Below are 16,768 nucleotides of genomic sequence, written 5' to 3'. Positions count from 1 at the left end.
TGTGTGTACAGATTGTAATCGACACATCGCTGTGCAACTATCCGGTTAAATCAGGACACAGTGTACGGAATAGCGAACAATGGCATCGGATATTGCACTGCTGCATGCGGTGGTGGCGGTGGCAAAAGCGGGTGGGTTCCGTGAGGCGGCCCGCATGACGGGAAGCAATCCTTCACGTTTAAGCGATGCAGTAAGGCGAGCGGAGGAGCAGTTGGGTGTACGGCTGTTCAATCGCACCACGCGTACCGTCGCGCTCACTGAAGCAGGCAGGGCGTTAATGACGCGCCTAATGCCAGCCATGAATGAAGTGGATGCGGCACTCGATTCGCTTAATCATTTTCGCAGCACACCAGGCGGCACGTTGCGGCTCAATGTGCCGGTTAGCGCAGCCCGACTGGTTTTGCCCTCCATCGTGCCCGGTTTTCTGGCGCGTTATCCCGATATTCAATTGGAAGTGGTAGCGGAAAGCAATGTGCAGGATATCTTCCGTGACGGTTGTGATGCGGGGATTCGTTACGATGATCATCTGGAGCAGGATATGGTGGCACTGCCGATTGGCCCACGTGTGCAACGCTTTGCCGCTGCGGCGTCATCCGCCTACCTGACTCAATTTGGTACCCCTCAACACCCACGTGAGCTGTTACATCATCGTTGTTTATATGGCCGTTATGCCACTGGCGTGATTGCTGATTGGGAGTTTGAAAAGGGCGAAGAGGTGGTGCGTTTACAGCTGAAAGGGCCATTGATATGCAGCATCGGCGCGGCTATGGATCTTACTGTCGCGGCCGCGGTAGCCGGCGCAGGCGTGGTGTATTTGTTTGAAGATTGGATCAAACCCGCGCTGGATAATGGCAGCCTGCAACCAATACTGAGCGATTGGTGGCAGAGTTTTTCCGGACTGTGGCTTTACTATAACGATCGTCGTTTGATCCCCGCACCGTTACAAGCCTTCCTCGACTATGTGCGCGAACTCAATGCGCAGCCGCAGGCGGGTTAACCAGCAGTCCGGACATCAGTACGCGAAACGCATCAACCGCGCGCGGAAGCGCAGCCACCGGCTCGCTGGAGGCGGCAATCCACAACGCGGCATTCAAGGCGGCACCGTTCACCAGATGAGCCGCCGCTTCAGTATCCATCGGCTTCACCGTGCCTTCTGCAATCAGCGCATAGAGCATGTCTGCCGTGGTGCGCAGACAGGCAGTTTGATTGGGCCACTGTGAAGGATCGCCGAGCACAGCGGGACCATCAAGCAGCATGATGCGTTGCACCTCTGGCTCCAGGGACATCTCAATGTAGGTAATCGCTTCCGCCAGAAAGGCATGCCACTTTGATTCAAACTGCTGCCCAGCGGCACGCATCTGTACCAAAATCTCTGCGTCGATCTGGTCGATAACGGCTTGTAATAGACCCTTTTTATCGCCGAAATTGTGATAAAGCGCCCCCCGCGTCAACCCTGCTTCAGCGGTCAGATCATCCATTGATGCGGCGCTATAGCCTTTCTCTGCGAAGGCCCTTCGAGCAGCCCCAATCAATTTTGCCCGCGTTTCTTCTACCTGTTCTGTTCGTCGTTTGGCTGCCATAGCAACTCCAAAATTTGCATTGACATACGCTGCGTATGTTATCCATATTAATACATACGCGGCGTATGTTAAAGCGATAACCGGGTTAGCTACCCGGTTTACCCTTTTTTCCATCAGGAGAGCGATTATGAACAAACGTGATGCCATTTTTCCAGCGGGACGTCAGGCGCTGTATGAAATTAACCAATATTCTGCCGCAATACGTTCCGGGGACCTGTTATTTGTCTCGGGCCAGGTAGGAAGTCGGGATGACGGTTCTGCGGAACCTGATTTTGCACGTCAGGTCAATCTGGCGTTTGAAAACCTGCAAGCCGTGCTGAAAGCGGCGGGATGCACTATGGATGATGTGGTGGATGTCACCAGTTTCCATACCGATCCTGAAAACCAATTTGCCATCGTGAATGAGGTGCGTTTACGGCATTTCGGTGAGCCGCCGTACCCAAACTGGACGGCAGTGGGGGTAAACTGGTTGGCGGGGTTCGATTTTGAAATCAAGGTGATCGCGCGAATTCCTCAGTAGTTCAGCGTGCCGCACAGGGAGGTGTGTCTGTTGAATCAGCGCGCCCGGCGAACAATCTGCAATACTGCCAGGGCAATGATTGCAGAAATAGCAGCCTTGATCAGAAGTAGGGTGAAATCGTATTTATCCATCGCTGTTTCACCATCACCGGATACGCTGACTAAATGGCTAATGAGTCCATCGGGGATCAACACGATGCCGGCAATAAGGATGATAAAGAAAATCAGTATTCTCATTTGATTTCACACTTTGAGTAATCAGGAACACCGCGCACATCAATTCGCCCATAGGCAAGCAACCCATTGCCACCGGGAACCTTGACTTTAGGCCGACTGAGTAGCGTACGCCTCAGGCTGTGGAATTCATTGGCACGGTAAAGTGTAATGCAGCCCCATGAAACCCCAGAGCCGTCAGTATTCAGCGGGTGCAAACGAAAACTGCCACGACGATTGCCGTTTACAAAAACATAATCATTCATGGTTTGACTGTTATAGAGAGCGAACCATTCCGCATGATGATTGCGATATAAATGTGCCATATCTATTGCTTCAGCACGTAGGCGGTTTAAAAACTCCCCTCTGGCCGATCAACTATCCAATATGTGCCAGGCGGAATAGCCGCTTTTTCTTTATCTGAGCAGTCGGGATTATTTATATAACGTTCAATTCCCGATAATACGTCAAAAGTACCAATGCCATAGCATTCGAGCGGCAACGTTTTACCATCTCGCGACAGCTTCTTGTAATCCATGGTGCAAACCTGCATCAGCAACACTCCTGTCATCTATGTCCGGTGAATGGCAGCGCAGAATGAAGGCGTTTATACCAGTCAGGAATGGAGAGAGTTTACACAAGGATATATGGCTATTAAGTGACAAGAAGGGAATTGTTCGACCGATCAATATGTTATCAGAATCATCCTGGAAATGGGGTGCTGGATATTTGTAGTTAAAGATGGCAGGCAATAAAAAAGCCGATAACCGTTGCCAGTTATCGGCTAGATCGTATAAGTCGAAATTACGCGTTCAGCAACTGATTCGCGGTTTTCTCAACCAGCGCCAGCAAGACTTTGATGTCTTCCAGCGTCACGGTCGGGTTCAGCAACGTCAGTTTCAGGCAGGTAATGCCCTGATTTTCAGTTACGCCAACGTTAGCACGGCCTGAATCCAGCAGCGCATCGCCGATACGCTGGTTGAACAGAGCAATCTGCGCGATATCGGTCAGTTGCTCTGGACGATAGCGGAACAGCACGCTTGCCAGTTGTGGCTGCATCACCAGCTCAAGGCGTGGTTCTGAAGCAACAAACTTCGCCACTTCCTGTGCCAGCGTCACACCGTGATCGATGATCGCGGCATACTGTTTCTGGCCCAGCGCTTCCAGACCCATCCACAGTTTCAATGCATCGAAACGACGCGTGGTCTGCAGAGATTTGGATACCAGGTTAGGAACACCGGCTTCTTCATCGAACTCAGAGTTCAGGTAAGCCGCCTGATAACGCATCAGCTCGTAGTGACGCTCGTCTTTCAACAGGAATGCGCCACAGCTGATGGTCTGGAAATACTGTTTGTGGAAGTCGAGAGTCACCGAATCCACTAACTCCAGTCCGTCCAGGTAGTCACGATATTTTTCAGACAGCAGCAGTGCACCACCCCAGGCTGCATCGACATGCATCCAAATGTTGTGCTCAGCTGCGATGCCCGCGATTTCGCGCAGTGGATCAATCGCACCCGCATCGGTAGTGCCAGCAGTCGCGACAATCGCCAGAATCTGCTCGCCATTGGCTTCGGCCTGCGCCAGTTTGGCTTTCAGGTCGTTAACGTCCATGCGTGCGAACTGATCAGACTTTACCTGCACTACAGAATTGTAGCCGTGGCCAAGCAGCGCCATGTTTTTCTGTACAGAGAAGTGCGCGTTCTCAGAACACAACACTTTGATCTTACGCAGATCGCCAGTGATGCCGTCCAACTGCACTGAATGACCTTGACGCTGATAGAACGCATCACGCGCCAGCATCAAACCCATCAGGTTGCTTTGTGTGCCACCACTGGTGAACACGCCAGCATCGCCTGCTGGGTAACCCACCTGTGCGCGCAACCATTCGATCAGTTTGACCTCAATGATGGTGGCAGAAGGGCTCTGATCCCAAGAGTCCATGCTCTGGTTGGTGGCGTTGATCAACACTTCTGCAGCCTGGCTAACCACCAGGCTAGGGCAGTGCAGGTGCGCCACACACTGTGGGTGGTGCACTGACAGGCTGTCTTTCAGGAAATACTCAATCGCGCGTTCAATCGCGGCCTGGTTACCCAGGCCGTTTGGATTGAAGTCGAGCGTGATACGCTCGCGCAGTTCGGCAACGCTTTTGCCTTGATACATCTCAGGCTGTTGCAGCCACTGCACAACCGCGGCGCTGCTCTGGGCAATCGCCTGCTGGTACGCCTCAATGCTCTGTGCAGAGGCGGCCAGAATCGGGTTTACTTCAGACATTTACTCTTCCAATCAAACAGGTTTGACGCCAGCGCCAATCAGCGCCTGCTCAAATTTATCCAGGAAAATCGCCAGCTCTTCGTTGGTGATCAGCAGTGACGGCAACAGACGCAGTACTGCACCGTGACGACCGCCACGCTCCAGAATCAGACCTGCTTCGAAGCACTTCTTCTGCAGCAGTGCAGAGAGTTCACCATCAGCCGGCAGGCTACCCATATGGTCAGCCGCTTCGTTTGGTTTAACGATCTCGATACCGATCATCATACCCAGACCGCGGATGTGGCCGATAACCGGGAAGCGCTTCTGCATCTCAGCCAGCTGTGCTTTCAGCCATTCACCTTGTTCAGCCACTTTACCGGCGATGTTCTGCTCGGTCAGGACTTTCAGGGTCGCCAGACCGGTTGCCATCGCCAGCTGGTTGCCGCGGAAAGTACCGGTGTGGTGACCTGGAGACCAGGCGTCGAACTGCTTTTTGATACCCAGAACAGCCAGTGGCAGACCACCACCTACTGCTTTAGACATCACGATGATATCTGGCTCAATGCCTGCGTGTTCGAAGGCAAAGAATTTGCCGGTACGGGCAAAGCCAGCCTGAACTTCATCAAGAATCAGCAGAATGCCGTGTTCCTGAGTCACTTTACGGATGCGCTGCAGCCACTCTACCGGAGCAGGGTTCACACCGCCTTCACCCTGAACAGCTTCCAGGATAACAGCTGCAGGCTTGCGCACGCCGCTTTCCACGTCGTTGATCAGGTTTTCGAAGTAGTAAGTCAGGGCTTTCACGCCCGCTTCACCGCCGAGACCCAGTGGGCAACGGTACAGATGCGGGTAAGGCATGAACTGCACTTCTGGCATCATGCCGTTAACGGCTTCTTTCGGTGACAGGTTGCCGGTCACCGCCAGCGCGCCATGAGTCATACCATGGTAACCACCAGAGAAGCTGATCACACCGCTACGGCCCGTGACTTTCTTCGCCAGCTTCAGTGCTGCTTCAACCGCATCCGCACCGGAAGGACCGGTGAACTGCAGGCAATATTCTTTACCCTGGCCAGGCAGCAGCGAGAGCAGAGATTCTGAGAATTGATCTTTCAGAGGTGTCGTCAGATCAAGAGTATGTAACGGCAAGCCGCTGGTAATGACATTTTGGATGCTCTGCAGAACATCAGGATGGTTATGACCAAGTGCCAGCGTCCCTGCGCCAGCCAGGCAGTCAAGATATTGTTTATTCTCGACATCTGTGATCCACACGCCGTTGGCTTTGGCAATCGCTAAAGGCAACTTGCGCGGGTAGCTCCTGACGTTTGATTCAAACTCAGCCTGACGGGCCAAGAATGCGTCGTTGTTTCCATTGAATGCGTTGGCACCAAAATTATCAATACGGACTTTATCCGTCATCATATCTCTCCTTCAACCGGGGCTCGTGATGGCTGGCCGATTGACTAGTTGAACAAAAAAGTATCAGTGGTTTAAAAAACGCGGCCAATATAGAGCCTTTTGACGTACATCACAATGATTTATTTTGTTTAGATTTGTTTATTCTTTTCATATAGGAATCAGGGCGTTGGCCACTAATTGGCCGGCTATTTTAGCGCCAGCAGATGAAGTGGTTATTAAATAATCGTGTTAATAAAAAGACTTATGCCCGCCAGAGCAATCCAGGGACCAAAAGCAAGGGGTTGATGAAGGTCACGTTGCCAGCCCATTTTGGCGATAAACAGCGCACAAATTGCCCCGCTACAAGCCAGTAACAGCACATAGGGTAAAAGTGCCCAACCCAACCACGTGCCTAATGCTGCTACTAACTTTGCGTCTCCCAAACCCAATGCCAGTCTCCCGCTAAAATATTGATATATATAGCGGATTAGCCAGAGCGCGCTGTAACCCATCACCGCACCAAAGACGGCATCACGGAGTGAGCCTGGTAGCCATTCGACGGCCTTTAATAATAGCCCAAGCCAAAGCAATGGCAGAGTGATGACATCTGGCAACAAATAATGCTCGTAATCGATAATCGCGACGGTCAGCAGCAGCCAAAACAGCACAAGTAGGGCGAGCAGTGATTTATCAATCGGGAGGAGCGCGACAAATAATAGGCTGATTGTTGCACAAGCAGTTTCTGTTAATGGATAGCGCAGGCTGATAGCACAACGGCAAAAATGACACCGACCGCGTAGTAACAGCCAACTCACGACCGGGATATTGTCTCGCCAGCGCAAACACTTTTTGCAAACCGGACAGTGTGAAGCCGGTTGCCGTATATCCACGCCATTGCCTGGCTGTAAAATCTGCAGTGGCACGCGATGAATAACGACATTAATAAAGCTACCGATGCTTAAGGCTATCACCGTAGCCAGCAACCACAGTATCCACTCCATGTTGACCTCTTTTTCCTTACCGGTTTCATCGAAAAGAAACCTACGCCTGAAGCGCGAAGGAGGCGAGTATCTGCGGGGAATTACGGTGTGTTTCATCGCGTTTCACGATCGGTGTTCAGGCAATGAGGAACATATGCCGTTCGCGACTTAACCGGTACCGCTTCACCATTGGAAGGATGAGTGCCTAAAATTCTACAGCGGGTAAACAGGCGGTGCAGAGTGGTGGGAGTAAGACGGAGTCTGTGGTGATGTTGGATGCGTATAGCGAAAGGCGCACTGCTCACAGTGCTAACAGCAGCCAATGCATCATGACTGCTGTTTGAACATCTGGATGGCTTCTTGCACGTTGCTGGTAGCCAGGGACATCACACGGTCATTATTGAGAAACACGTCATAGTGACCTGCATTGTAGCGGAAGACGTAAAGATCTCCGCGAAAGCGCAACCCTTTGGTTTTCACCCCAATATGATGGCGACGCAGGGCAGCCTGCGCCAGCCTGTCAGCTCCGGTGTTCATCTTCATCCCCTCCATTCGTTTCAACGCTAATATCCCGACATAGAGTATGGTTTGAAGCTTAGCTTAACCTTAAGAACAGTGCTGCGACTTTGCTAACAGACTGTTTCATTTTCATTTTTCATTCATCTCTATACTTCAATTTTTGCCGTTCAAAAAAGCAGCAAACGAAATGTTTCAGGTATTTGGTCATCTTGATGAAACTTTGGTGACGCCTAAATAGCGAGACAAAACGGTTGAGCGCACATCTTCTACCAATCCTCAACATCTAAGAGAAAATGCCGCTTGTGCGTCACCCATTTAATGTTCAGTTAAGTTTTCATGCGTATTTTGTTCTGCAGGCAATAAGACAGGTGTGCTTAAGTTTTTTTGCTGTTGGTTAAAAAATTAACACTTAGTGCTATCTAAACTTTTCCTTGTAATCTAAGTTTAAACAGCAAGTTACTGAATATTGTTATGGATCTGAATCACTGCACACTGCAAGTGGCCCTATTGCAGGCAATTTTAGGTGTCAAACGTTAAGGTAAACTTATGACTTTTCTTCCATTCTCGCGCCCCGCTCTGGGCGAGGAAGAGTTAGCGGCAGTAAAAGAGGTTTTTGAATCAGGTTGGATCACCACCGGCCCGAAAAATGCGGCGTTGGAACAAGCCTTTTGCCAGTTAACCGGCAATCAACATGCGATTGCTGTCAGTTCCGCCACGGCAGGCATGCACGTCACCCTCCTCGCGTTAAACATCCAGCCTGGTGATGAGGTGATTACACCTTCACTGACGTGGGTATCCACCATCAACATCATTACGCTGCTGGGTGCAACGCCAGTGATGATTGATGTTGATCGCGATACGCTGATGGTCACGCCTGAGCAAATTGAAGCGGCCATCACGCCAAAGACGCGTGCCATCATTCCGGTGCATTACGCCGGTGCTCCTGCGGACATTGATGCCATTCGCTCCATTGCTGAACGCCATGGCATCGCAGTGATCGAAGATGCGGCGCACTCTGCAGGTTGTTATTACAAAGGTCAGCATGTCGGTAATAAGGGCACGGCTATTTTTTCTTTCCATGCCATTAAAAACATGACCTGCGCGGAAGGTGGCTTGATTGTTACCGATGATGCTGAGTTGGCCGATCGCATGCGCAGCCTGAAATTCCACGGCCTGGGTGTTGATGCTTATGACCGTCACACGCATGGCCGTAAACCGCAGGCTGAAGTGATTATGCCTGGGTTCAAATACAATTTACCTGACATTAGCGCTGCCATTGCGCTGGTTCAGTTGAACAAACTGCCCGCCATCAATGCTCGCCGTGCAGAGATTGCCCAACGCTATTTAAAAGAACTGGCTGATACGCCATTCCTGCCATTGTCCCAACCCACCTGGGCGCATCAACACGCCTGGCATTTGTTCATCATTCGCGTTGATGAAGCGCAGTGTGGACTCAGCCGCGATGCTTTAATGGAAACGCTGAAGGCTCATGACATCGGCACCGGTTTGCATTTCCGCGCGGCACATACCCACAAATATTATCGCGAACGCTACCCACAGCTTTCCTTGCCAAACACGGAATGGAATAGCGACCGCATTTGTTCAATACCGCTGTTCCCAGATATGAGCGATGACGACGTTAGCCGCGTGATCGGTGCATTACGTCATATCGCTGGAGTTTGATTGACATGCTCGAAGAAAAAATCATTCGTAAAGTCTCCGTGGTGATCCCGGTTTACAACGAAGAGGAAAGCCTGCCAGAGTTGGTGCGTCGCACCGATGCAGCATGTGCTGTGCTGAATCTCGACTATGAGATTTTGCTGGTGGATGACGGTAGTAGCGACCGCTCAGGTGAGATGATCGCCGATGCCGCTGACATGCCCGGAAGTCATGTGGTCGGCGTATTGCTGAACCGCAACTATGGACAGCACTCGGCAATCATGGCGGGTTTTAGCCATGTATCAGGCGACCTGATTATCACACTGGATGCGGATTTGCAGAATCCCCCCGAAGAGATCCCCAATCTGGTGCAAGCCGCTCAGCAGGGTTATGACGTGGTCGGTACCGTGCGTCAAAATCGTCAGGACAGTTGGTTCCGCCGCCGTGCTTCACGCACCATTAACCAGCTGATTCAACGCGTCACCGGGAAAGCGATGGGTGACTATGGCTGTATGTTACGTGCTTATCGCCGTCACATTGTTGATGCCATGCTCAACTGTCACGAGCGCAGCACCTTTATTCCTATCCTGGCCAACACCTTTGCGCGCCGCACGATTGAACTGCCTGTGGCCCACGCCGAGCGCGAATTTGGTGATTCGAAATACAGCTTTATGAAGCTGATCAATCTGATGTACGACCTGGTGACTTGCCTGACCACTACGCCACTGCGCCTGCTGAGTATTGTCGGCAGTCTGATTGCGTTGGCCGGTTTTGCCTTCTCACTGGTGCTGATTGTATTGCGCCTGTTCCTCGGTGCCGACTGGGCCGGAGACGGGGTGTTCATGCTGTTTGCGGTGCTGTTTATTTTTGTCGGCGCGCAGTTTATCGGTATGGGCCTGCTCGGCGAATACATCGGCCGAATTTACAACGACGTACGCGCTCGTCCGCGCTACTTCATTCAACGTGTTATTAACTCGCAGAAAGATGTCTCCTCTGTACAGGAAATTGAGCAATGAAAACTATCGTCTTCGCCTATCACGATATGGGCTGTGCAGGTATTACTGCGCTGTTAAATGCGGGTTTCGAAATCAGCGCGATCTTCACCCATGCTGATTCTGCTAATGAGAACCACTTCTTTGGTTCTGTCGCCCGTTTGGCGGCTGAGCATGGTATCCCGGTGTATGCGCCGGAAGATGCCAACCATCCGCTGTGGGTCGACCGCATTAAATCCATGGCACCGGATTACATTTTCTCCTTCTACTATCGTAATCTGCTCAATGACAGCATCCTCAGCAGCGCGCGTCTGGGCGCCTTCAACCTGCACGGTTCACTGTTGCCTAAATATCGCGGACGCGCGCCACTCAACTGGGCGTTAGTGAATGGCGAGACTGAAACCGGAGTGACCCTGCATCGCATGGTGAAACGCGCAGATGCGGGCGATATCGTGGCACAGCAGCGTGTCGCGATTGAGGAGCAAGACAACGCGTTAACTCTGCATCGCAAACTGACGACCAGTGCATCGCAATTGCTGGAACAGGCACTGCCGGCCATGAAGCGTGGCGAGATTGTGGCGATTCCTCAGGATCACACTCAGGCGACCGTGGTCGGCCGCCGTACGCCAGAAGACGGCCGCATTCTGTGGGAGCAGTCTGCACAGTCAATCAACAACCTGGTTCGTGCGGTCACCGATCCATGGCCGGGCGCATTTGCTTTCGCGGGAACCGTGAAGTTTGTCGTGTGGAAAGGGCGCGTACATGCTGATGCGGCAAAAGCTAAGCCAGGCACAGTGATTTCCGTTGAGCCTTTCCTGATTGCTTGCGGGGAAGGTGCACTGGAAGTGATGACCGGACAAAGTGATAATGGCGTCTATATGAACGGCAGCCAGTTGGCGCAGAGTCTGGGGATGGTGCCGGGCGCGCTGTTGTACTCTCAGCCTGTGGCGGCAGTAAAACGTCGCACACGCGTGCTGATTCTGGGAGTGAACGGGTTCATCGGTAACCACTTAACCGAACGTTTACTGCAAGATGATAACTTCGAAGTTTACGGTCTGGATATCGGGTCAGATGCTATCAGCCGTTTCCTCGATCAGCCGCGCTTCCATTTTGTTGAAGGTGATATCAGCATTCACTCAGAGTGGATCGAATATCACATCAAAAAATGTGATGTGGTGTTGCCACTGGTGGCGATTGCTACCCCGATTGAATACACCCGTAACCCGCTGCGCGTGTTTGAGCTCGATTTCGAAGAGAACCTCAAGATCATCCGTGATTGCGTAAAATACAAAAAACGCATCATTTTCCCTTCCACGTCAGAAGTGTACGGTATGTGCACCGATAAACACTTCGATGAAGATCACTCCAACCTGGTGGTGGGACCTATCAACAAACAGCGCTGGATCTATTCGGTCTCCAAACAGCTGCTGGATCGTGTGATTTGGGCTTATGGCGAAAAAGAAGGGCTGCGTTTCACGCTGTTCCGTCCATTCAACTGGATGGGCCCGCGTCTTGATAACCTCAATGCCGCGCGTATCGGCAGTTCCCGTGCGATCACGCAATTGATCCTTAATCTGGTGGAAGGTTCACCGATCAAGTTAATCGATGGTGGTGCACAGAAGCGCTGCTTCACTGACATTCGTGATGGTATTGAAGCTTTGTTCCGCATCATTGAGAACAAGAAAAACAACTGTGACGGTCAGATCGTCAACATCGGTAACCCGGAAAACGAGGCGAGCATCAAAGAGTTGGCGGAACGCCTGCTGGCAAGCTTTGAACGTCATCCGCTGCGCAACCAATTCCCGCCGTTCGCCGGTTTCCGCGAAGTAGAGAGCAGCAGCTACTACGGTAAAGGTTATCAGGACGTCGAGCATCGTAAGCCGTCAATCAAAAACGCGCGTCGCTTGCTGGACTGGACGCCGACCATTGAGATGGATACCACGATCGATAACACGCTGGATTTCTTCCTGCGCACCGTTGAGCTGCAGGATAAGCCATGAAGAAAATTGGTTTGCGCGTAGATGTTGATACCTGGCGTGGAACCAAACTCGGCGTTCCGGCGCTGCTAGAGCAGTTTAGCCTGCATCAGTTGCAGGCCAGTTTCTTCTTTAGCGTTGGGCCGGATAACATGGGGCGCCACTTGTGGCGCCTGATGAAACCGCGCTTCTTATGGAAAATGCTGCGCTCGCGTGCAGCTTCCCTGTACGGCTGGGATATCTTATTGGCTGGCACCGCCTGGCCAGGACGTGAGATTGGCCGCGGTCTGGAGGAGATCATCAGCGCCACAGCCGATCATCATGAAGTCGGTCTGCACGCCTGGGATCACTTTGCCTGGCAAACCTGGGCAGGCGTGTGGCCAGAGGAGAAGTTGCTGGAACAGATTTCGCGTGGGAAAGCCGCACTGGAAGCGATTATCGGTGACACTGTCACTTGCTCTGCCGTGGCCGGATGGCGAGCGGATGGCCGCGTTGTTGCCGCTAAGCAGACCTTCGGTTTCATCTACAACAGTGATTGTCGTGGTACTGGACCCTTCTTGCCTCGCCTGCGTGATGGCAGCTTAGGCACGGTGCAAATCCCCGTAACATTGCCAACCTGGGATGAAGTCGTAGGACAGTCGGTTAGCGCCGCTGACTACAACGATTTCATTCTTGAGCAGATGCTCGCAGCCGAAGGGGCGCCGGTGTATACCATTCATGCTGAAGTCGAAGGCATTATTGGTTCTCGGGCATTTGGCGAGTTATTAACCCGCGCGGAGCAACAAGGCATTCATTTCTGTCCTCTGAGCGAGCTGTTACCTGACGATCTCAGCACACTCCCGCAGGGCAATCTGGTACGTGGGCATATACCCGGACGCGAAGGCTGGCTGGGCTGCCAGAGCTAAACGTTAACAGGAAACTTTATAGGAACCACGGATGCGTACAGGCACCAAAACGGCGCTGCTCCTGGCGCTTTTCGCGCTTTATTATCTTATCCCGATCGAATTCCGCGCCTTATGGCAGCCGGATGAAACCCGCTACGCTGAAATCAGCCGTGAAATGCTGGTTAATGGCAATTGGGTGGTACCGCACTTCTTTGATTTGCGTTATTTCGAAAAGCCCATCGCGGGTTATTGGGTCAACAATATCGGCCAGCTTTTGTTTGGTCATACCAACTTCGGTGTACGCGCCGGTTCGATTTTTTGCACCACACTCAGTGCAGTATTGATTTACTGGCTGGGTCATCAGATGTTTGCCAGCCGGAAAATCGCTCTGACCGGCAGCATCATTTTTCTCACTTCGCTTCTGGTGTATGGCATTGGCACTTACGCGGTGCTGGATCCTATTCTGCTGTTGTGGATGGTTGCCGCGATGTGCAGCTATTGGCTGGTGGCGCAAGCTTCTACGACGCAACAGCGTCTGTGCGGCTATGTGCTGCTGGGCGCAGCCTGCGCGATGGGCTTTATGACCAAAGGCTTCCTCGCGCTGGCGGTGCCGGTATTGGCGATAGTGCCCTGGGCTATTTGGCAAAAACGCTTCGGTGAGTTATTGCGCTGGGGACCTTTGACCATCATCGTTGCCGCACTGCTCAGTGCGCCGTGGGCGCTGGCCATTTATCGTCAGGAAGGGGATTTCTGGCATTACTTCTTCTGGGTTGAGCATATTCAGCGCTTTGCAGAGAAAGATGCACAGCACAAAGCACCCTTCTGGTATTACCTGCCGGTGTTGCTGGCGGGATGCCTGCCGTGGCTGGCGCTGCTGCCGGGCTCACTGATGGGCGCATGGCGCCAGCGCAGTCAACATGCGGGAGCCGTTTACCTGTTAAGTTGGGTGATCTTGCCACTGTTGTTCTTTAGCATCGCTAAAGGGAAACTGCCGACCTACATTCTGCCGTGCTTTGCACCTATAGCACTGTTGATGGCGCATTATGCGCACAGTGGTTCTGCACAGTTAGAGAAGGTGTTTAAAGTTAATGGCTGGATTAACCTGCTGTTTGGCGCCATAACCACCTTAGTCCTGTTGGTGGTGATTGCACCATGGGGATTGGCGCACAAGCCCGTTTATACCCATGATGAAATACTGCCGTTAATCTGTGGCGTACTGGCCTTTGTCGGCTGGGGCATTATGGGGTGGTTCAGTCTCAAACCGGGTGCCTGCCGTTGGCAACTGGCGGCACTTTGTCCCTTAACGCTGGCGCTACTTATCGGCTTCGCGATACCGCAGAAGGTTCGTGATTCCAAACAGCCGCAGAGTTTTGTACAGGCTGTGCATCATCAACTGGCAGACAGCCGTTATTTGCTGGCTGACAATCCTGGCATTGCAGCAGCGGTGGCATGGGAAACCGAGCGCAGTGATATCACTTTCTATGATGCCAAAGGCGAACTGCAATACGGTCTTAGCTATCCCGATGCGCAAACGCGCTATGTTGATGGCGCAGCTTTTGCTGATTGGCTGCGCGAACATCGTCGCCATGGCAAAGTGTCCGTGGTGATGATGCTCAACTCGGGCGAGAACGGGCCTGACCCTGCAATGCCCACGCCGGATGACGTTTATCGTCAAGGTCGACTGGTCTATTACGGTTATAACGCGACACCATGAACCTGTTGCTTATTCTTCTGGTCAGTTTGTTGAGCTGCGCCGCCCAGCTTTGTCAAAAGCAGGCGGCGTATCTGGGGATGCGCCACGGCAAGAAGCAGCTCATGCTATGGATTGCGCTGAGCCTCTTTTTGCTCGGCGTGGCAATGTTGCTATGGCTGCTGGTATTGCGTGTGGTGCCGGTCAGCGTGGCCTATCCAATGCTGAGTCTCAACTTCGTGTTGGTGGCCATCGCAGCTAAGGTGATCTGGCGTGAGACATACACCTTGCAACAATGGTTCGGTACGCTGGCGATTGTTGCCGGGGTCGCGCTGATGGGGAGCCACTTATGAAAGGGGTGATCCTCGCGATGTGTAGCGTGCTGCTGGTGTCGCTGGCGCAATTAGTGCTGCGCGCCGCGATGCTAAATTTTCCGCCATTGACTGCGATCCTTAGCCCGCAATTCTGGCAGCATCTGCAGCCGCTGATCCTGCTCGGTCTGGGACTTGGTGCGTACGCATTATCGATGCTGTGCTGGATGCTGGCGCTGCGTCATATGCAGCTTAACCGCCTCTATCCGTTGCTGAGTCTGAGTTATGTGCTGGTGTGGCTGGCAGCTATTTCATTGCCAATGTTCGGTGAAGCTTTCCGCTGGAGCAGTTTTGCCGGTGTTGTATTGATTGTGTTCGGATTGCTGTGCGTTTCGCTGCCGCGAAAACCTTAGCGGCAGAAGGTTAGATGTGGCAGGCGATCGCCACGGAACCGAAGCTGAAACCAAATCTCATCAATGAGTTGCATGATGTGACGCTGTCACTTTATCAGTCGTAAATGCTTTTCACTGAGGTCAGCGAGCGAGGGTGCACCCAACATCCCCAGATCGCGACTGACTTCATGGGTGATGAGGTCAATAGCCCACTCAACCCCCGATGAGCCGCCTACCGCACTTGCGTAGTTAAAAGGCCTGCCAACAAAGCAGGCCTTTGCCCCCAGCGCCAATGCTTTGATGACTTCGGTGCCACGCCGAATACCGCTGTCCATCATCACCGTCATATTTCCCGCAGCGGTGACAATCTCGGGCAGGACATAAATCGGCGGGATCACCGTATCCAACTGACGACCGCCGTGATTCGAGACCACAATGCCGTCGATGCCAATGGATTTACAGCGCAATGCATCAATGCGACTCAGAATTCCTTTAATCACCATCGCGCCCGTCCAGCGCTGACGAATATGTTCGATATGCTGCCAGGTGAGATGGCTACGCCCACTGAAGTCACGCACGGCATTTTTGGAAAACAGCGGGGCGCCACGCACTGCGTTATTGTTCTCGAAATAGGGCATGCCCGAGGTCAGTAAGGTTTTCAACAGCGTGCCGTAAAGCCAGCGGGGATGGGTGACGCCTTGCCACGCCAATGCCAGACTGGGGCGGAATGGCGTGGAAAATCCGGCGCGCACGTTGTTTTCCCGGTTGGCTTTGACCGGCGTATCCACCGTCACGACCAGCACGGATATGCGCGCACGCTTGACGCGATCCACCAACGCATCAATCTCTTCCAGCGTCTTAGGCAAATAGGCCTGGAACCACATCGCCGGATTAGCCGCGGCCACGTCCTCCAACCGAATCAACGAGGAACCGCTCATAATAAAGGGCACGTTCTTGCTCGCCGCCGCCCGCGCTAAAGCAATATCCCCCTGAAAACCGGTGATGGCGGAGATGCCCATTGGTGCAATACCCACTGGCGCCGCATAGCGATGACCAAACAGATTTACCTCAGTATTACGTTGCGACACATCGACCATGTTTTCCGGTATCAGGCCGTATTGAGCATAGGATTGCTGAGTGTGATGCAGCGCGATGTTGTCCTCAACACCACCGGACACATAAGCGAACAGCGGATGGGGTAGACGCTTTTGGGCATATTTCTCGAAATCATTTAACGAGAGGCAACGTTGTTGCAGTTTGCGCATGGGCTAGCGATTCAGCTGTGAGGATAAAAAAGAGAAAAGTCATGCTATTGCAAGAAGGGGAACTGGCAAATGCTTTAAATGGCATTGCATATCTGAATAAAGCATATGGGCGCACCTTCTGAAGTGAACCCCGAAAGTTGGAC

At 52.5% G+C, this 16,768-nt stretch carries 18 protein-coding genes; 9 read left to right on the top strand and 9 right to left on the bottom strand.

Annotated elements, in window-relative coordinates; translation table 11 throughout:
- The first annotated feature begins 79 nt into the window (after positions 1-79).
- On the top strand, positions 80-997 hold the full coding sequence (locus VI01_RS12360; protein ID WP_045815356.1) for a LysR family transcriptional regulator: 918 nt from the start codon (positions 80-82) through the stop codon (positions 995-997).
- On the opposite strand, the gene VI01_RS12355 is transcribed toward VI01_RS12360, so the two are convergent.
- On the bottom strand, positions 972-1,580 hold the full coding sequence (locus VI01_RS12355) for a TetR/AcrR family transcriptional regulator (RefSeq protein ID WP_045815355.1): 609 nt from the start codon (positions 1,578-1,580) through the stop codon (positions 972-974). The two genes, VI01_RS12360 and VI01_RS12355, sit on opposite strands and share 26 nt — an antisense overlap.
- Positions 1,581-1,707: 127 nt before the next feature.
- Here VI01_RS12355 and VI01_RS12350 point away from each other — a divergent pair, with 127 nt between their 5' ends.
- A complete protein-coding gene (locus VI01_RS12350; RefSeq protein ID WP_045815354.1) occupies positions 1,708-2,100 on the top strand; it encodes a RidA family protein in 393 nt (130 codons plus the stop codon).
- A 35-nt stretch (positions 2,101-2,135) separates the two neighbouring features.
- On the opposite strand, the gene VI01_RS12345 is transcribed toward VI01_RS12350, so the two are convergent.
- The 7 genes from VI01_RS12345 to VI01_RS12315 all read right to left on the bottom strand — a co-directional run bounded on the left by VI01_RS12345 (position 2,136) and on the right by VI01_RS12315 (position 7,474).
- A complete protein-coding gene (locus VI01_RS12345; RefSeq protein ID WP_045815353.1) occupies positions 2,136-2,336 on the bottom strand; it encodes a hypothetical protein in 201 nt (66 codons plus the stop codon).
- Positions 2,333-2,638 carry a tlde1 domain-containing protein gene (locus tag VI01_RS25845; protein ID WP_045815352.1) on the bottom strand — a complete coding sequence of 102 codons (306 nt, stop codon included), beginning with the start codon at positions 2,636-2,638 and terminating at the stop codon, positions 2,333-2,335. The genes VI01_RS12345 and VI01_RS25845 overlap by 4 nt, the downstream gene beginning before the upstream one ends.
- Positions 2,639-2,664: 26 nt before the next feature.
- Entirely contained in the window at positions 2,665-2,850 is a 186-nt protein-coding gene (locus VI01_RS25840) for a tlde1 domain-containing protein (RefSeq protein WP_255353425.1), read from the bottom strand.
- A 266-nt stretch (positions 2,851-3,116) separates the two neighbouring features.
- The gene (locus VI01_RS12330; protein ID WP_045815350.1) at positions 3,117-4,583 is read right to left on the bottom strand and encodes an aspartate aminotransferase family protein; all 1,467 of its coding nucleotides are present in this window, start codon (positions 4,581-4,583) and stop codon (positions 3,117-3,119) included.
- Between the two features lie 12 nt (positions 4,584-4,595).
- Positions 4,596-5,978, bottom strand: a complete 1,383-nt coding sequence (locus VI01_RS12325; protein ID WP_034829839.1) for a diaminobutyrate--2-oxoglutarate transaminase — start codon at positions 5,976-5,978, stop codon at positions 4,596-4,598.
- Between the two features lie 215 nt (positions 5,979-6,193).
- Positions 6,194-7,054 (bottom strand): A24 family peptidase, encoded by an 861-nt coding sequence (locus VI01_RS12320; protein ID WP_231638518.1) that lies wholly within the window; start codon positions 7,052-7,054, stop codon positions 6,194-6,196.
- Between the two features lie 210 nt (positions 7,055-7,264).
- Positions 7,265-7,474, bottom strand: a complete 210-nt coding sequence (locus VI01_RS12315) for a hypothetical protein (RefSeq protein WP_034829841.1) — start codon at positions 7,472-7,474, stop codon at positions 7,265-7,267.
- 528 nt (positions 7,475-8,002) lie between these two features.
- On the opposite strand from VI01_RS12315, the gene arnB reads away from it, so the two are divergent.
- From arnB to arnF, 7 genes are read left to right on the top strand one after another with little or no spacing between them, the layout of a single operon-like run.
- Positions 8,003-9,139: a UDP-4-amino-4-deoxy-L-arabinose aminotransferase gene (arnB, locus tag VI01_RS12310; protein ID WP_045815348.1), complete on the top strand. Its 1,137-nt coding sequence runs from the start codon at positions 8,003-8,005 to the stop codon at positions 9,137-9,139.
- A gap of 5 nt (positions 9,140-9,144) precedes the next feature.
- Positions 9,145-10,131, top strand: coding sequence for an undecaprenyl-phosphate 4-deoxy-4-formamido-L-arabinose transferase (gene arnC / locus VI01_RS12305; protein WP_045815347.1), 987 nt, complete (start codon positions 9,145-9,147; stop codon positions 10,129-10,131).
- Positions 10,128-12,107: a bifunctional UDP-4-amino-4-deoxy-L-arabinose formyltransferase/UDP-glucuronic acid oxidase ArnA gene (arnA, locus tag VI01_RS12300; protein ID WP_045815346.1), complete on the top strand. Its 1,980-nt coding sequence runs from the start codon at positions 10,128-10,130 to the stop codon at positions 12,105-12,107. The genes arnC and arnA overlap by 4 nt, the downstream gene beginning before the upstream one ends.
- Positions 12,104-12,988 (top strand): 4-deoxy-4-formamido-L-arabinose-phosphoundecaprenol deformylase, encoded by an 885-nt coding sequence (gene arnD / locus VI01_RS12295; RefSeq protein WP_045815345.1) that lies wholly within the window; start codon positions 12,104-12,106, stop codon positions 12,986-12,988. Before arnA ends, arnD begins: the two co-directional genes overlap by 4 nt.
- 31 nt (positions 12,989-13,019) lie before the next feature.
- Complete coding sequence (gene arnT, locus VI01_RS12290; protein ID WP_045815344.1) at positions 13,020-14,681, top strand: lipid IV(A) 4-amino-4-deoxy-L-arabinosyltransferase; 1,662 nt, start codon at positions 13,020-13,022, stop codon at positions 14,679-14,681.
- Positions 14,678-15,010 carry a 4-amino-4-deoxy-L-arabinose-phosphoundecaprenol flippase subunit ArnE gene (gene arnE, locus VI01_RS12285; RefSeq protein ID WP_045815343.1) on the top strand — a complete coding sequence of 111 codons (333 nt, stop codon included), beginning with the start codon at positions 14,678-14,680 and terminating at the stop codon, positions 15,008-15,010. Before arnT ends, arnE begins: the two co-directional genes overlap by 4 nt.
- Entirely contained in the window at positions 15,007-15,381 is a 375-nt protein-coding gene (gene arnF, locus VI01_RS12280; protein ID WP_045815342.1) for a 4-amino-4-deoxy-L-arabinose-phosphoundecaprenol flippase subunit ArnF, read from the top strand. The genes arnE and arnF overlap by 4 nt, the downstream gene beginning before the upstream one ends.
- An 86-nt stretch (positions 15,382-15,467) precedes the next feature.
- Here arnF and VI01_RS12275 read toward each other — a convergent pair whose 3' ends face one another.
- On the bottom strand, positions 15,468-16,625 hold the full coding sequence (locus tag VI01_RS12275; protein WP_045815341.1) for an alpha-hydroxy acid oxidase: 1,158 nt from the start codon (positions 16,623-16,625) through the stop codon (positions 15,468-15,470).
- Positions 16,626-16,768: the final 143 nt, after the last annotated feature.

The organism is Pantoea sp. SM3, assembly GCF_000963995.1.
GTDB classification, from domain to species: Bacteria; Pseudomonadota; Gammaproteobacteria; order Enterobacterales; family Enterobacteriaceae; genus Pantoea; species Pantoea rwandensis_B.
This window is presented reverse-complemented; position numbering and strand designations above follow the sequence as displayed.

Bases quoted from the DNA above. Each gene is read 5' to 3' on its own strand.
- arnA (WP_045815346.1), top strand. From the start codon at position 10,128: ATGAAAACTATCGTCTTCGCCTATCACGATATGGGCTGTGCAGGTATT.
- VI01_RS12325 (WP_034829839.1), bottom strand. From the start codon at position 5,978: ATGACGGATAAAGTCCGTATTGATAATTTTGGTGCCAACGCATTCAAT.
- VI01_RS12330 (WP_045815350.1), bottom strand. From the start codon at position 4,583: ATGTCTGAAGTAAACCCGATTCTGGCCGCCTCTGCACAGAGCATTGAG.
- VI01_RS12350 (WP_045815354.1), top strand. From the start codon at position 1,708: ATGAACAAACGTGATGCCATTTTTCCAGCGGGACGTCAGGCGCTGTAT.
- VI01_RS12275 (WP_045815341.1), bottom strand. From the start codon at position 16,625: ATGCGCAAACTGCAACAACGTTGCCTCTCGTTAAATGATTTCGAGAAA.
- VI01_RS12345 (WP_045815353.1), bottom strand. From the start codon at position 2,336: ATGAGAATACTGATTTTCTTTATCATCCTTATTGCCGGCATCGTGTTG.
- VI01_RS12320 (WP_231638518.1), bottom strand. From the start codon at position 7,054: ATGAAACACACCGTAATTCCCCGCAGATACTCGCCTCCTTCGCGCTTC.
- VI01_RS12360 (WP_045815356.1), top strand. From the start codon at position 80: ATGGCATCGGATATTGCACTGCTGCATGCGGTGGTGGCGGTGGCAAAA.
- VI01_RS25840 (WP_255353425.1), bottom strand. From the start codon at position 2,850: ATGGATTACAAGAAGCTGTCGCGAGATGGTAAAACGTTGCCGCTCGAA.
- VI01_RS25845 (WP_045815352.1), bottom strand. From the start codon at position 2,638: ATGGCACATTTATATCGCAATCATCATGCGGAATGGTTCGCTCTCTAT.
- arnB (WP_045815348.1), top strand. From the start codon at position 8,003: ATGACTTTTCTTCCATTCTCGCGCCCCGCTCTGGGCGAGGAAGAGTTA.
- VI01_RS12315 (WP_034829841.1), bottom strand. From the start codon at position 7,474: ATGAACACCGGAGCTGACAGGCTGGCGCAGGCTGCCCTGCGTCGCCAT.
- arnF (WP_045815342.1), top strand. From the start codon at position 15,007: ATGAAAGGGGTGATCCTCGCGATGTGTAGCGTGCTGCTGGTGTCGCTG.
- arnD (WP_045815345.1), top strand. From the start codon at position 12,104: ATGAAGAAAATTGGTTTGCGCGTAGATGTTGATACCTGGCGTGGAACC.
- arnC (WP_045815347.1), top strand. From the start codon at position 9,145: ATGCTCGAAGAAAAAATCATTCGTAAAGTCTCCGTGGTGATCCCGGTT.
- arnE (WP_045815343.1), top strand. From the start codon at position 14,678: ATGAACCTGTTGCTTATTCTTCTGGTCAGTTTGTTGAGCTGCGCCGCC.
- VI01_RS12355 (WP_045815355.1), bottom strand. From the start codon at position 1,580: ATGGCAGCCAAACGACGAACAGAACAGGTAGAAGAAACGCGGGCAAAA.
- arnT (WP_045815344.1), top strand. From the start codon at position 13,020: ATGCGTACAGGCACCAAAACGGCGCTGCTCCTGGCGCTTTTCGCGCTT.